Source organism: Acanthopleuribacter pedis (assembly GCF_017377855.1).
Lineage (GTDB): Bacteria > Acidobacteriota > Holophagae > Acanthopleuribacterales > Acanthopleuribacteraceae > Acanthopleuribacter > Acanthopleuribacter pedis.
This window is the reverse complement of record NZ_JAFREP010000019.1, coordinates 207,229-221,954: the sequence shown is the minus strand read 5'-3', so window position 1 is coordinate 221,954 and position 14,726 is coordinate 207,229. Positions and strand designations below refer to the sequence as shown.

The following is a 14,726-nucleotide window of genomic DNA, read 5'->3' as shown; positions in this document are numbered from 1 at the left end:
CCTTTTACGGTACACATCAGGTTACGAGCCTGAGCTTCCTCAAGGGAAGTTATCCAGATGGGTGAAACAGAAGGTCGTCGGCGACCCCGCCGCGGGACGGCCAAACCGGAAACCGGACAGGTTCGGTAGGACGCCGCCCGGGGGCCTCGCTTCGATCTCGGGGATAGGCTTTTGCATTGCCGGTGCCAACTTTTTGAGACGAGACTGGTTTTGTATCTATATATCTGGAGTTATGGTGCTTATATGTTGTTTTGGGTTTTTGCTTATTTGCGACCCGTTGCGATGATCTAGTTGGTGATATAGGGCTGTATTCATTTAGCTAAGCTCTTTTGGCCAGTCGCAGGCGATGCGGGTGCCGCCAAGAGGGCTGTCTTCGATGCGGGCCTTCCCCTGATGGGCGGCAAACACCCTTTCGACGATGGCCATGCCCAATCCGAAGCCGCCACTCGAACGGGAACGGCTTTCGTCAAGGCAAGCAAAAGGCGCGAATAGGCGTTCTCGTTCCGGCTCGGGGATGCCGGGTCCGTCATCGTCCACCAACATGAACACGCGGCCGTCGCTTTGGTCGAAGGTGACCTGGATGCGGCGTGCGCCGTATTTTTGCGCGTTGCGAATCAGGTTATCGAGCGCTCGGTTGAGCAGGGTGGCGTTGCCGCGTGCCTGGAAGGAGGGCGCCGCTTTGACCAGAATCGGAATCTGGGGTTCGAGCATCGCCAGGTTGTTAATCGTGTCCGCGCAATCCTCGGGGAGGGTGAGCGGCGCCGTGTCCAGGTTCTGTTGGGCCGCCGCCGTTTTTGCCCAGCTAAGCAAGGCGTCGGAGAGATGTTCTAAATCGTCTACATCCGCCTGCATGTTGGCCACAAAGGCCGCGACTTCTTCCGACATCGGACAATCCTCGACCATGTCGAGGCTTAAACGCAGCCGAGCCAGTGGGGTGCGTACTTCATGGGAAACCGCGTGGGTCATCACCTCTTGGTGGAGGCGGGCTTGTTGGAGTTGGTTGGCCATGGTGTTAAAGGCCGTGCCCAGCTCGGCAACCGCCTTGGGGCCGCCGACCGTGGCACGTGCCCCCAACTGACCCAAGCCGAAGGATTGAACCGTTTGGGTGAGCGCGCGCAAGTGCCACACGATGGGGGCGATGATCAGCAACAGCATCACCGCGCAAATAAGAAAAACTGCGCCGAACAGGGTTGCTTGGTGGGTCACGTAGGGTTCCATATAGTGATCGCCGAGGCGTAGGTAAACCACATGATCGGGGTCCAGATCGGGCACAAACATTTCCAAGGTGTCGCGGAAATAACCCATTTCCGTGTAGAAAACCGGGTTGCCGGCCGCCAATTCGGCCAGTTCCTCCGGGGTGAATTCAATCTCGCTAATCAGTTCTAGATCGGCATGATAAAGATGGTTTTTGGATGCTTCTTGCAGCGCTTTGCGGCGTTGTTCAAAATCAGCAATCGCCATTTCGCGATGTAATGCCGCCGCGCTGGTGCCCGCCACAATGCGATTCTCCCATTCCAGGAAGTCGGCAAAGTATTCTTCAAGCGCCCAGTCCGTGGCGATCCAGGCGCCGACAAAAGAGAGCAGAATCGCAACGTACACGCGCAGGAACAGGTTGATCATGGTGTGCTGCCGAACAGATAGCCCTTGCCGCGAACCGTTTTAATAAAGCGGTAGGGCGCGCGCGTGTCGTCGAGCTTTTTGCGCAGTGCCGAGATGCGCATGTCTACCGCGCGGTCAAAATGTTGGTATTGCGCGCCGATCAGGGCCGCGTAGATTTCCTCGCGGGTGATCAGTTGGCCCGGCCGTCTCGCGAGGAACCACAGCAATTCGTATTCCGCGTTGGTGAGGTTCAGGCGTGTTCCCGCCAGGGTCACCTCGCGCCGCCCGACCACCATCGTTAAGTCGCCGACCACGATATCACTGGGTGCCGGTTCTTTGTTCGGGGTGGCCGCGGCCCGGCGCAAGAGGGCGCGAAGCCGTGCTTCAAGCACTTGTTTGCGAAACGGTTTGGTTAGGTAATCGTCGATGCCGAGGTTAAGCGCGCCCACCTCGTTGGCGTCGGCCTGGCTGGCGGTTAGCATCAGGATCGGCCCGCTGTAGCCCGGTCGTACCCGCCGACATACTTCCATGCCGTCGAAACCTGGCAGCATCAAATCGAGAATCACAAGATCGGGTTCGCGCGTTTGAATGGCGCTGACGCCCATCGGGCCGTTTTTCTCCCAATGCACCCTAAAACCTTTGCCTTCTAGGAAAAAGCAAAGCAGTTTGCCCATGCGTTCGTCGTCTTCCACCAATACCAATTCAGCCAAATGGGGTTGCTCCTTGGGCTTTTGCCGGTTTGTGTCGGTTCGTTGCCCTATTGTAACCATGATCGGCTCCCGGTTTTTGTGAAACAACGGCCCACCCCGCGGGGTGGGCGTCCCACCGCTCATTTATAAGGAAGAGTCGCCGAGGCGTTGCGCCAAAACCATCGAGGGTTCGTTGGCGTTGTTGAAGATGAACCCCACGCCCGCCAGTGGGGCCTCACCGACCGCGGTCACCGCCGCATCCGCGGGCACCGGACCCGCGAACAGGTCGCGGATCAGACGGGCCGTCGGGCGGTTGTCCTCGAGTGTGAGTTCCACCGTTTCACCGGGACCGGAGGCGTCGTGTAGGGTGAGTTGCACCCGGGTGGGACCGGAGGCGTTGGGTGCATTGAGCACCAGGGCCGCGTTTTCACGTCCCGGCAGGTAACCGAACAACAGATGGGTAGACCAGTTCTCTTGCGCCGCGGCAATGGTTTGTGCCGGCGATGCGCCGGATGCCGTGAATTGGTTGAAGGTCAGGAACGAGGGGAAAAGGTCGGGTTCGGAACTGGTGACCGTCAGGCTGTAACCGGATAGGTCCGCGAAAAGTTCGCCGCTTTCGGCGCGCCACAAACCGCGCGCGGGTAACTGGACGGTTTGTTCCCGCGGGTTTAGGTCGCTATTGCCGGGCACCGCCGTCAGGGTGACCGACACCGCGTGGTCATGGTGATTGTAGAGGGCGACCCGGCTGTTCCACTGGTCGTTGTTGACGATCCAAGGCACCACCCAACGTGCCGTCACCAAGGGGGCCGACGCGGTAATGCGCTGTGCCTCGCGCAGGCCGGACAGGTAGGCGCCGTGTACGGTAGAGGGGTATTGCGCGTGGGTCGCTTCGCCCGCGAAAAAGACGCGGCCGGCAATCGGAGCAGCCAGGGTTTCGCGGTCGTGTCGGCCACCGCCGACCGCCGCGTAGGAATAGGAACCCAAGGTGTTTGGGTTTTCGTTCCAGCGCGTGATCAAAGCGTTTTTCGGCATGGGGAAAGCGTCACCGTAGCCGCGCCGCAAGGCCGCGACCATATCGGTGACAACCGCGTTGTCGGTTCGATGTTCCAAGCGACGCGCGCCGTCGCCGTAGGTGAAACCCAACAAGGTTTTGCTGCCGGTGAGTTTTTCCATGTTGATAAAGGCGAGTTCCCCATAGATTTCGCTGTTCATGACCGAGACGTTTTCCGTTTCGAACGGCCAGGGCGTCGTGGCGTCATAGTGAAGGACGATTTTGTTGAGCACGCCCATGCCCAGCCGTTCGAGTGCCGCCGTCTTGTCGCTGGGCAGGGCGGGACTAAAGGTGATGTGGCCCGCTTTAAGCACACCGACTGAAACCGTGACCAGCACATAGTCCGCTTGAAAGTCGCCCTGCTGGGTGCGCACCGTGACGCCGTTTGCGTCGTAGGCGACTTCTTGAACGCGATGGTTGAGGCGAATGTCGCGACCCTCGGCGAGCGGTACAATCAATTGCTGGTAGCCGTCGGGGAAGATCACTTCATCCCCGGAAAACGCGCCCAGATTGAACAGGGCCTTGAGGGACAAGCGTTCGATATTTTCGGCCGTGGAGCCGGTGATATTGGCGGCGAGGTTGTATTCGAATAAGGCGCGTTGGCGCGCGGTCAGGTCGTCGTCGGCCGTGACCCGCGTGATCGCATCGCGCAGGGAGAGGTCCTCGCTTTGGGTCAGGTTCAGCAGGTACAGACGTTCCAGCACCCGTTCCAGGTAGGCCTCGGACTGGACCAGTTCCGTGTCGGCGACCAAGCTGCCGTCGGTATGGTGCAGCACCATGTCGTCGCCGTTGGTGGCCACGCGGGTGACCTGATGTTGATCGGCGAGCGCCGTCAGCGGGTTGCGGGTGGTACCGTGAATCCAAGAGGCGCCCAGGTCGACCGCCACACCCAGGTTTCGGTTGGTATAAATTCGACCGCCGATGCGGTCGCTTGCCTCAAGCACCGTGACCTGCATGCCGGCTTTGGCAAGGCTGTCGGCCGCGGCAAGGCCCGCCATGCCCGCGCCAATGACCACCACGCGCCCACTTTTGCGGGGGCCGTCGTAGACCTGGGGTGTTTTGGCGAAAAAGGGCGCGGCGCAGGCCGTCAGCAGGGGGAGGGTGAGGAGTAAGCTGACCAGACGGTTGAGGCGTCGGCTGAGCCAAAAAAAAGAAGTGCGTGATGACATGGGTAACCTCCGTTTGGGGAAAGGGCCGCGAGGGTCGCGTGCTTTTGTTCCAAACCTAAGTTCACCCTAACTTTTTCTCAAGATTGCTTACAAATGCTTACGTTTCCTGGTTCGTTTGTGGCGGGCCGAGGATCGTCCTTTTTTGCTTTTCCGTCGGTGTGGGGCGGGAGGTTGCCGCTTCGGCGCTTAGGAGCGTGCTAAAAAGAGGGAGGTAGCGGCCAAACCGTGACGGCGCATGAGGTTGCCGCAGGCCTCGCGCAGGCTGGGCGCGGCGGCGTTCAGGCGTTGGTTGTTTTGATAACGGGCCACGTCCGCGGCCGCCTCGCGAGCCGATGCGTAGCGGGTCGCCGGGTTTTTGGCGAGGGCCTTCATCGCCACCCAGGTGATGGGTTCACCGAGATGGGCGGCCCATTGGCGCGGGGTCAGGCCGCGCGCGGCGGCGCGCTGCTCGCGGGTCTCCTCGTCCAAACCTTTCCATATCCAGCGGGGGAGGGGCGCGGGGCGAAAACAAATGTCGCTGTAAATTTGCAGCGGGGCCGTACCGGGCGACCAACTTAGCGGCGGCTCGCCGAGCAAGAGTTCATAAAGCAAGACGCCGAGGGAATACACATCAACGCGGTGATCCTGGAGCGCGGGACGGCCGTCGCGACCTAGCGCGCCCGCTTGTTCGGGGCTCATGTAGCGTTGGGTTCCGGGCGAATGAGGATGACTGGTCAAGTCTTGCACCGCGTTGAGGTCCTTGGCAATGCCGAAGTCGATGACCTTGACGGTGGCGACCCCGTTGTGGCGGGAAACCAAGACATTGCTGGGTTTGATGTCGCGGTGCAAAATGCCCTGGTCGTTGGCGTGGGCCACGGCCGCACAGGTTTGACGGAACAGGTCGAACCGTTCCTCCGGGCTGCATTGGTTGAGGTCACAGTATTGCGTGATCGGCAGGCCGCGCACCAGTTCCATCACAAAATAAGGGCGGCCGTTGATCAGGCGGCCCGCCTCGTAGAGTTGGGCGATGTGGTCGTGGTTCAGCCGGCCCAGGATGCGTTGTTCGATGTCAAAGCGTTCGCGAATTTCCGGCGAGGGCGCCGCCAGTGAAAGCACTTTCACCGCCACCTGCCGTTTGGGGTTGTCTACCGCCTCAGCCAGGTACACCGTGCCCATGCCGCCCGCGCCGAGGCGGCGAACGATGGCATACCCCGCGATGTTTTGACCGCTCAAATCGTCGTGGAAGCGGGCACTTGCCGCGAGTTGCGAGACATCGTCGGTATCCGTTTCGATAAAAGCCCGCAGTTCGTCCGCCATGGTGGGGTCGTTCTCGGCGAGACGTTTGAGGTAGGCGTCGCCGCGGCTGGGGTCCATTTCGTCGAGGAGGGCGATGTGTTCATTCAGGCGTTGCCAGTGGGTGCGGTCCATGATCGATCCCTTATGCAGATTGCTTCAGATTGCGTTTGAGCCAGACTTTCGCTGTTTGCCAGTCCCGGCGAACCGTGCGCTCCGAGGTGTTGAGGACCTCGGCCGTTTCGGAAATGTCGAGGCCTAGGAAAAAGCGCAGTTCCACGATGCGCGCCTTGCGTTCGTCCAGCTTGCGGAAGGATTCGAGGCATTGGTGGATGCTGACCAGGGTGTCGAGGTTGAGGTCGCCGCCGGCTTGGATTTCTTCGTCCTCGAGGGGTTGGCGCTGCATGCCTTTGCCCCGTTTGATGGAATCGCGCATGCGGCTTTGCTGGACGAGAATTTGGCGAATAATCATTCGGGCCGCATTGAAGAAGTGGGCGCGGTTTTCGAATTGGGACGGGGGGCTGCCGAGCAGACGGGCGTACATTTCGTGAACCAGCCCGGTGGGTTGCAGGGTTTGCCGTGCACCGTCGCGCAGGAAGTGGCGCGCCATGCGGCGCAGATCGGCGTAAACCAAGGGGAACACCCCGTCCAATGCATCTTTGTCGCCCTGGTGCCATGCCTGCAACAGGTGGGTAATGTCGGGTTGGTGGTTGCCGTTAACGGCCGGGTTGGTTGTCATGCCCGCCTCCTTTGTGCTGATGGATTCATGGTAAGGCGGGGGGCGCGCAGGCGGCCAGTTACAGATGTAACGGTTTGGGTCGACTCTTGTATGTTGGATGGTGTTGATCGTGGGTTTGTTCTGTTTTTGCTTGGCTTGGAATTCGTTATTTCTCAGGATGGCAGGATGATTTGAGGATGCGGATGGTGGGGACGTCCCTTTTTGATGCATTCCCGACGCGGATGATGCCGTAGTTTCGTGGTGCGTTATATGTATTGATAGGTTGGGGGAGCCTGAATTTTTTTTGAAATTTGCCGGCCGCTTTTTTTGTGTGGCTACCTACTTCCTTGGTGACGGCCGGTTGAACCGGCTACTTTATTCACGAGGTATGGTTATGTTTCAGAATGTTCTTAAAAAAGTGTTGATCGCCGGTTTTGCACTGTTGATGGGTTCCTATGCGTTTGCCGCTTGCCGACCCAGCTTTGTTTTGGTTCAAGATAATTGGTGCGCCGACGGCAGCGCGGTTTTCTATACTTCGCCCGTTTCCGGTGCGATTCGTTACAACTGGAAATTCACCATGAACGGCAAAACCGTTACCTACACCGGGAAATCCACCCGCGCCGATATCGCGGCCGAAAGCTTTGGTTTTGGCGGTGGCAGCTATAAATTGACCATCACCACCTACTGCGGCGACGGCACCTCCGGTAGCACCACCAAGTACGGCACCCTCGGTGGCAACTGCTTCCGCAAAGCCGCTGTTGACACCGATCTGGCCGGCGCACAAAACATTGCCGCCGCAGACTTCCTCACCCAGTTGAACCACGCTTCTCAAGGCAAAACCCACTTTCTGACCGGCGAGCAAGGTGCCAAACTGTTGGTGAACGATTCCGATCAAGTTCAAAACTACGTTTTGGTTGAAAAATGGGGCGAAGGCGAAATGATCGCCAACGAAATCAGCCTCGGCCCCGGCGACAGCTACGCCTTTGATGTCCACGACCAAGAAATGTTCGTGTTCGGCGACGGCGATGTGATTGCCCAAGACAAATAATCCCCACCATACCTAATCCTTCTATCCAAGCGGCCGGTTATACGGCCGCTTTTTTGCGTTCACGGCGCGGGTTTGGGCCGGCGCCTGCCGTGCTACGCCAACCCAGCTCGCTTGCGCTGCCGCTCGCTTAAGGGAACCCATGGCGACGTGGGAATTCGCACCGTCCCGCGGCCGACCGCGAATTGGGTTAGAATGACGCCAAAATTCATAAAGAAGGGACGGATCATGCCGCAATCATCCGCGCCTCGGGAAACACATTGGGTTCAATTTCTTGTTTTTCTGCGACTGGGTCTCACTTCCTTTGGCGGACCTGTCGCCCACCTCGGTTACTTTCGCGATGAACTGGTGGTGCGCCGCAAGTGGCTGTCCGAATCAGCCTATGCCGATCTCGTGGGGCTTTGCCAATTCTTGCCCGGACCGGCCAGCAGCCAGGTTTGCATGAGCCTCGGCTTATTGCGCGGGGGATACCTGGGGATGGCCCTCGCTTGGATCGGTTTTACCATTCCCTCCGCCATCGGTTTGATTCTGTTCGCGCTCAGCATTACCCAGGGCGAATCCTGGCTGTCGCCCGGCGCCTTGCACGGCTTAAAGGTGGTGGCCGTGGCGGTTGTCGCCAATGCCGTTTGGGGCATGGGGACGCGGTTGTGTACCGACCGCATGCGCGTGACCTTCATGATGATCGCCGCCTGTTTTGTGTTGCTTTTCCCCTACGCGTGGGGACAAATTTTGGTGATCGCCGTGGCGGGTTTGGCCGGGTTACTGCTCATTAAACCGCCCAAAGACGGCAAACACGAACCGCTCCCGTTTTCTGTCGGTCACCGCGCCGGGGCCGTCGCGCTGCTTTTGTTTTTTGTCGGCTTGCTCGGTCTCCCCGTGCTCGTCGGCATGGCCGCCGGCAATCATCCGCTTGCCGTTTTTGACGCCTTTTATCGCTCCGGCTCGCTGGTTTTCGGCGGCGGCCACGTGGTCTTGCCGCTTCTGCAGAGCGAGGTGGTGGGGCCCGGCTGGCTGGATAAAGAAGCTTTTTTGGCCGGTTACGGCGCGGCCCAAGCGGTGCCCGGCCCCTTGTTTTCTTTCTCCGCGTTTTTGGGTGCGGCCATGAACGACACTGCTTCTCCCTGGCTGTTTGGGTTCTTGTGCCTTTTCGGTATCTACACACCCTCGGTGTTTTTGGTCATCGGTACCATTTCTTTTTGGGAACGGCTGCGCCGGGTGGCGAGTACCAAAGCCGCCTTGGCCGGGATTAACGCCGCGGTGGTCGGTATCCTGCTGGCCGCTTTGTACGATCCCGTTTGGACGGCGGCGATTTTCCAGCCCAAGGATTTCGCGCTAGGTCTGGCGGCACTGGTCGCCCTGGCTTTTTGGAAAGCACCCCCCTGGCTGGTGGTTGTGTTGAGCGGGTTGATCGGGGCCGCGATGGGTGTCTAGCCCGCGAAAACCCAGGGTATGCCGTGGTTAAACCCCGGTCGATTGGGTGATGGGCAGCGCCTCAACCGCATGCCGCCCGGGTGGCGGATCCACCTTAATCAGTTCGTGTTCCAGCAGCAAGGTTACCGCCCAACGACGGCGCAACGGGGTTTCTTCCCCGAGCGAGGTGATCTCCGCCAAGGTGAGGCCCGGTCGGCGCCGGAGTAAGGCCAGGATTTGTTCCGTCGTTGGGTTTTGGCAGGGTTCGGGTAGGTCGGTTGCCCCGGCCGGCGGACGTAAGCGTGCATCGGGGTGGGGCAGTTGGTGGCGGCGGATGTTCCACTCGTCCTCGAGCCAAGCGGTCTCCATCACCACCCGTTGCAAGTCCAAGCCCGGGCCCTGGTCGGGTTTATTCGGGTTCTCGGCCCGCGTCTCGAAAACAAAACCACCATCACCCAAACCGATCATGTGTTCCAGCGCCGTCTCCGCGCTGCTGCCCGCGAAGGTCGCCGAGGTAAGCTGTCCACCTTCGAAGGTGACCGTTCCCCCCCGTTCGCCTTGCCAGACCTGGAGCACCCCCGACTTGCGGCTTTCGCGCACAATTTGGGCGATTTCGGTAAAGGGGCAGGTGCGCAGGCTCCCGCTCAAACCGCGCCGTTCCGCGCGCGGGGTATCGAGAATGGCCGCGATTCTGGCCGACAATTCGCTGAAATCAAACGGTTTCTCGATGTAGTCGCGCACATTGAGGCGATAGGCGCGGGTGCGAAAGCGGCTGCCGCGCAAGGCTGAAACCACCACCACGGGCACCCATTGCAACACCGGCTCCTTGACCAGGCGTTCTAATTGGGACCAGCAGGCTTGGTCGTCGAACAGCAGGCCGGTCAAAATGATATCCACGGGTTGGACCGCGGCTGTTTGGAGAAATTCCTCTATATGACCAAAGGTACGGACTCGGTAACCTTCGGTTTCGAGATGATCCTGCAGGATCGCGCGGATTTGCGCATCGGCCTCAATTGCGACACATGATTTCATAAGAACCTCGTTGGCGGCCCGGTCCCGTGTCAAAGCGCCTCGGGCGCTTGGATGGTGATCCGAAGGGAGGCTGGGAGTTTGTTTGTAAAGGAAGGGAAGTTTAAGCTTATACGAAAGAAAAATTACGATGAGTTGATAAAAACGAAAAGTGATATAAATCATCTATCGAAGAAGGGTGGGTTAATTTAGGCTTCATGAAAAATACTAAAAAGGAAGTTGTCGCAAGCGCAAGGGTTGTGGAGGGTGTTTCCCCCGCGATTTTTTACCACGCGACACGACATAAGGCGGAGCGAATGGAATTTGTGAGTCACGTGAGTCTCGATGAAGCGTTGGGCCCCCGGTACCTGCGGTTGATCGAGGAACATCCCGATCTTTGGAGTATTTTCACCCTTTCGTCTGGTCTTGCGATCGGCTACGTCAACCGAGCCGTTGTTACTTGGTCGGGTCGCGAGGTAACCGATTTGGTTGGCGCTGCTTGGCCTGACCTGTTGGGGCCGGGGTCGACCGAGGCTTGGTGCGACAAATTGTTTGCTTTGCAGGCGGGGCAGGTGGTTCACGCCGATTGGCGACCAAAGGGTCAGGACGGTGCCTCCGCCATGCGCCTTGTGTCGCGGCTGACGCCCTTGGCGGATCTCAGCGGGAAACCCTGTTGCGTGGTGGCCCACCAAAGCCTCGAGATCGAACCGTCGCGGTGTCCCGTACCGTCAACCCTTTTGGATCAGGCCGATCATCGAACCGCCATGCGTCACGCGGATTTGTTCAACCGCCTGTGCGCGGTGCAATACGCGGTGCAGCAGCGCGCACGGGGCCGGGGCGGTACCGAGGGTATTCAAACCGCGGTGCGCGCGGCCTTTGCTGAATTGGAACAATTAGAAACGCGCGGTTTAGCTCGGAATTCGATGCGGAAAGGGGTCGCAATCAAATAGCCGGCTGGTCGGTTTCGACCGCCGCGGTCTCCAAGTAGCTGGAAAAGGCTTCGACCCATTGCTCCAAGGCATCATCTTTTGTCGGGGCGACGGCCGCCGGGTCGTCGGGGTGGGGCGGTTCATCGGCAAGGGTTCCGAGCAGGGTCCGCAATGCCTCAAGCCGGCCTTGGTATTCAGCCGACAGGTTGTCGGTGGCTTCGTCGCCGACCGGCGCGTCCTCGCGAAAGAAACCCAAAACGGCGCGGGTGCCCAGGTTGTCGGGGGCGTCCACCTGCAGAAGCAAAGTGCCCCGCCGCACCGGTTTTCCTGGGCCGGCTAGGCTGCAGGGCGCGCTGAAGGTTCCGCCCTCGGCCAACACCGCGGCAATGCGACGCACCCTTTCCTCCGGGTTGCAATGCTTGAGCAAATCAGCCGGTTCCAGCTCGCGCAGGGCTAGGGTGTCCAGTCCGATTAAGGCGCGAAAGGTCGCGTTGAAATAATGCCAGTGGAAGCCGGCCGTGCCCCTGGTGGCCAAAAACACCGGCGTTTGGGCCCAGCCAAGATAAGCCTGTAACGCCGCGAGGCGTAGCTCGGGCTGTTGGGAAAAATCGATCAAACCGGCCTCCGTTCCAGAGCGTTTTTTGAAAATGGGGATGGGATGGACTCGATCATGCGTGGCCTTTTGGTGAGAAGCGATGACGCTGCTCACAAAGGACGAGGGTGTGTGGTGCAACAAGCGTGACGGTTATTAGAAGAAGTAAGAAAAAATAAGAAAATAGGTAAGAGTGAAATAAATTAGTTGACGAGTGAGTTGGGAAGTTCTAACGTGGGCGTATTCTTTTTCAAAAACGAAGCTGTTCGCTTGGTGTTGTGCTGCTTCTTTCCCATCAGCGAACGATCTTTAGGGTTCGGATTTGGAACCTTACCGTTGGATTGACCTTGGCGCCCTTGTGCCGTGGTCCGACGCCAACCTGCTTTTGCATGAAAATGGCGGGCGCCTGCCCAGCAGACAGGCACGCGTCATGATATCGCCGCCGTTGGGTGCTAACCGCCGAAGGGACCCTCGTGCGCTGCCTGCACGGCGCATGATGAAGGCGGCCCATTTTAGGAGATACGTTATGGCTAAAGTTAGTTTAGAGAAACTCAACGAGATCGATGGATTTGTCGGTGCCGCTCTGGTGGATAGTTCGAGCGGTATGGTGCTCGGCACCCACGGAGGGGGCAACCTGAATTTGGAAATCGCGGCCGCGGGCAATACGCAGGTGGTGCAATCGAAACGTAAAACCATTCGTTCCTTACGTTTGGACGATGCCATCGAAGATTTGCTGATTACGCTCAAGAAGCAATACCACTTGATTCGTCCCTTGGAGCGCAACGACTCGATGTTCCTCTACTTGGCGCTTAACCGCGAGAAAGCCAATCTGGCCATGGCCCGCCACGAATTGCGTGACTTTGAAACCACCTTGGACTTCAAATAAATAGTGCGCCATGCTCACAAGGGCCCGTCGCGTGAAGTTGTAACCGTTGTGCGTACGAAGGTTACGACCGACCGGCGTGACAGACGGTGCGCTGCTTCGCCGAATGGTCGGACCCCGAAAGGTCGGACCCCGAATGGTCGGACCCCGAATGGTCGGACCCCGAAAGGTCGGACCCCGAATGGTCGGACCCCGAATGGTCGGACCCCGAAAGGTCGGACCCCGAATGGTCGGACCCCGAATGGTCGGACCCCGAATGGTCGGACCCCGAAAGGTCGGACCCCGAATGGTCGGACCCCGAAAGGTCGGACCCCGATCTGTCGGCCCCCTATGCCTGGTTTTGGTCACAAGCTTTGGGCTGCCAAACCTTTTGACACGCTCGCGACCAACACGGGTGAGTGATGCGGGCTAGAAAAAAACCGGTGGGCCGTTTTGAAAACAGGCCACCGGTTTTTAATGCGGTCACATTGGGTTTGGTGAGGCATCGTGACCGCGGAATCGTTGTGCTTCGCCCTAGAAAGGATCGGCCTCGGCCGCCTTGCCCGAGGTTTGGGCCAGTTCATAAACCGCCGCTTCCTCGGCGTTGCGGACCAGGACCAGGTTGCCGATTAAGACGGGATGGTTCCAGGTTTTGCCGGTGATTGCGGGCACGCGGGCGACTTCCTGAAAACGCGCCGGTGTTGCCGAAACCAGGGCCAGTTCGCCTTTTTCCGAGAGCACCAGCAGCAGGTCTTGGTCCGGCAGCAACAAACATTGGCCGTGGCCGTAACGGCCGCCTTTCCAGGCGCGTTTGCCGTCGTTCAGGTTGATGGCCGACATGATGTGCCCGTCAAATCCGTAGACGTGATCGCCGTGACGCACGATGTCGTTGAAATAAGGTTTCAGGCCGCGTGATTCCCAAACGGTGGTGACCTGCCATCCGCTGTTGTCCCGCGTTACCTTGATGCGGAACATGGGTTGGCTGGAACCGCCGGAAACCAACAATTCATTTTCGCTCAAGACCATAGGTTGAATGATGCCCAGTCCCGGCAATTCAAAGCGCCACAGCGTTTCCCCGTTGGAGGGCGAAACGGCGACCACGCCGTACCCGTTGAGGGTTAGGATTTGCGGCACCCCGTCCAGATGAACCCATTGTGGCGAATGGTAGCCGTTGCCGTCTTTTTCGCTTTGCCACAGCTTAGACCCGTCCGCCGGGTTGTAGGCGACGACCGTACCGGCCGCGGCGGTGATCACCATGTCTTCGCGAACCAAGGGGGAGGCCGAAAAGCCCCAGCCGGGAGGTTCCACACCACTGTCCACCGCGATGTCTCGCGACCAAATGAGCGCGCCGTCGCGGGCAGCCAGTTTGTTGAGGCGACCGGTGGCACCTTGGCTGTAGACAAATTCACCCGCGAGGGTCGGGGTGGAGCGGGGACCGGCGCCCGCGTTTGATTCCCAAAAGCGGGTTTTGTCGCCGTGATGCCAGACTTGTTCGCCGTCGGCAAGCCGGTAACAGGCGACGACTTCTTCCTCCTCGCGTTGCTCCTGGGTGAAAAAATAATCGCCGCTTACGGCAAAGGAGGACCAACCGGGGCCGATGGGTTGTCGCCACCGTTGTTTTGGCGGGGCCGCCGTCCAATCGGTTGCCAACTTCGAACCGGGCACGGAGGAACGGCCCTCGGGGCCGCGGAAACCCGGCCATTCGGCTGCTTCGGCGGTTGTCAGGTCGGCTGTCTGTTGGGTGGCGTTCTGCATTTCGGCCATCATTTGTTGTTCGGCCGTGGCTTGCCAGCGCCAGGAAAAATCCGAGCGGGCGCTGCCGTCGATTCCGTCGGTGCGCACCATTGTCCAAACACCACATGAGACGAGGAAGGTCGCGACCATGCCGGCCAGGCGCATTTTGGGTGGTGCGTTGCGTGCCACGCTGACATAAAGCACAAACAAAAGGCAGGTTAAGGGGATGGAAAAAATAAAAAACATCAGGCCCATCATGCCGGTGGCGACGGAGGGATCGAGGACGGGACGGGTGGCGATCATCATCAGGATCAGCAGGGGCACCGCGATGAACCGTTCGAGTTTGCTCGCGCGGCTAAAGAAAACCCACCAAACAGCCAAAAGGACGCCGCCCAACAGACCGCCCAAAACCGCAAATTGGGTCCATTCAGTGTTGATGTGAACGATGCCGTAACGAATGAACCATTGCAGGGCAATGATAACCAGACCCGGCCAAAGGCGTAAGGGTGGGGCGGAAGAATCCTGAGACATGAACTGCTCCTCGTTGGGGAAAGTGATGGAAGATGAATCAATCGGCCGATATGCGCCCATGCCGGGACGGTTGCGGGCTTGCTTGGCGAGACGGACGATCTTGTGCCTCGTTTCAAC

The 14,726-nt window shown here is 59.2% G+C and carries 12 protein-coding genes; 4 read left to right on the top strand and 8 right to left on the bottom strand.

Annotated features, from left to right (window positions below; translation table 11 throughout):
• Nucleotides 1–315: 315 nt before the first annotated feature.
• The 5 genes from J3U88_RS20280 to J3U88_RS20260 form a co-directional block, all read right to left on the bottom strand.
• Nucleotides 316–1,620 carry an ATP-binding protein gene (locus J3U88_RS20280; RefSeq protein WP_207860785.1) on the bottom strand — a complete coding sequence of 435 codons (1,305 nt, stop codon included), beginning with the start codon at nt 1,618–1,620 and terminating at the stop codon, nt 316–318.
• Complete coding sequence (locus J3U88_RS20275) at nt 1,617–2,309, bottom strand: response regulator transcription factor (protein ID WP_207860783.1); 693 nt, start codon at nt 2,307–2,309, stop codon at nt 1,617–1,619. Before J3U88_RS20275 ends, J3U88_RS20280 begins: the two co-directional genes overlap by 4 nt.
• A 123-nt stretch (nt 2,310–2,432) precedes the next feature.
• Complete coding sequence (locus J3U88_RS20270) at nt 2,433–4,508, bottom strand: flavin monoamine oxidase family protein (RefSeq protein ID WP_207860781.1); 2,076 nt, start codon at nt 4,506–4,508, stop codon at nt 2,433–2,435.
• A 186-nt stretch (nt 4,509–4,694) separates the two neighbouring features.
• Nucleotides 4,695–5,915, bottom strand: coding sequence for a serine/threonine-protein kinase (locus J3U88_RS20265; RefSeq protein ID WP_207860779.1), 1,221 nt, complete (start codon nt 5,913–5,915; stop codon nt 4,695–4,697).
• 10 nt (nt 5,916–5,925) lie between these two features.
• Entirely contained in the window at nt 5,926–6,519 is a 594-nt protein-coding gene (locus J3U88_RS20260; RefSeq protein WP_207860778.1) for an ECF-type sigma factor, read from the bottom strand.
• A 373-nt stretch (nt 6,520–6,892) separates the two neighbouring features.
• On the opposite strand from J3U88_RS20260, the gene J3U88_RS20255 reads away from it, so the two are divergent.
• Nucleotides 6,893–7,546, top strand: coding sequence for a hypothetical protein (locus tag J3U88_RS20255; protein ID WP_207860775.1), 654 nt, complete (start codon nt 6,893–6,895; stop codon nt 7,544–7,546).
• Between the two features lie 225 nt (nt 7,547–7,771).
• Entirely contained in the window at nt 7,772–8,974 is a 1,203-nt protein-coding gene (chrA, locus tag J3U88_RS20250; RefSeq protein ID WP_207860773.1) for a chromate efflux transporter, read from the top strand.
• Nucleotides 8,975–9,001: 27 nt separating this feature from the next.
• On the opposite strand, the gene J3U88_RS20245 is transcribed toward chrA, so the two are convergent.
• Nucleotides 9,002–9,985 carry a DUF4388 domain-containing protein gene (locus J3U88_RS20245; RefSeq protein ID WP_207860771.1) on the bottom strand — a complete coding sequence of 328 codons (984 nt, stop codon included), beginning with the start codon at nt 9,983–9,985 and terminating at the stop codon, nt 9,002–9,004.
• 293 nt (nt 9,986–10,278) lie between these two features.
• On the opposite strand from J3U88_RS20245, the gene J3U88_RS20240 reads away from it, so the two are divergent.
• Nucleotides 10,279–10,911, top strand: a complete 633-nt coding sequence (locus J3U88_RS20240; protein ID WP_207860769.1) for a hypothetical protein — start codon at nt 10,279–10,281, stop codon at nt 10,909–10,911.
• Here the strand turns inward: J3U88_RS20240 and J3U88_RS20235 are convergent.
• Nucleotides 10,904–11,506 carry a hypothetical protein gene (locus J3U88_RS20235; RefSeq protein ID WP_207860768.1) on the bottom strand — a complete coding sequence of 201 codons (603 nt, stop codon included), beginning with the start codon at nt 11,504–11,506 and terminating at the stop codon, nt 10,904–10,906. The two genes, J3U88_RS20240 and J3U88_RS20235, sit on opposite strands and share 8 nt — an antisense overlap.
• 502 nt (nt 11,507–12,008) lie before the next feature.
• Between J3U88_RS20235 and J3U88_RS20230 the strand changes: the two genes are divergently transcribed.
• Complete coding sequence (locus tag J3U88_RS20230; RefSeq protein ID WP_207860767.1) at nt 12,009–12,368, top strand: hypothetical protein; 360 nt, start codon at nt 12,009–12,011, stop codon at nt 12,366–12,368.
• A 510-nt stretch (nt 12,369–12,878) separates the two neighbouring features.
• Here J3U88_RS20230 and J3U88_RS20225 read toward each other — a convergent pair.
• Entirely contained in the window at nt 12,879–14,609 is a 1,731-nt protein-coding gene (locus tag J3U88_RS20225; RefSeq protein WP_207860766.1) for an outer membrane protein assembly factor BamB family protein, read from the bottom strand.
• Nucleotides 14,610–14,726 lie beyond the last annotated feature (117 nt).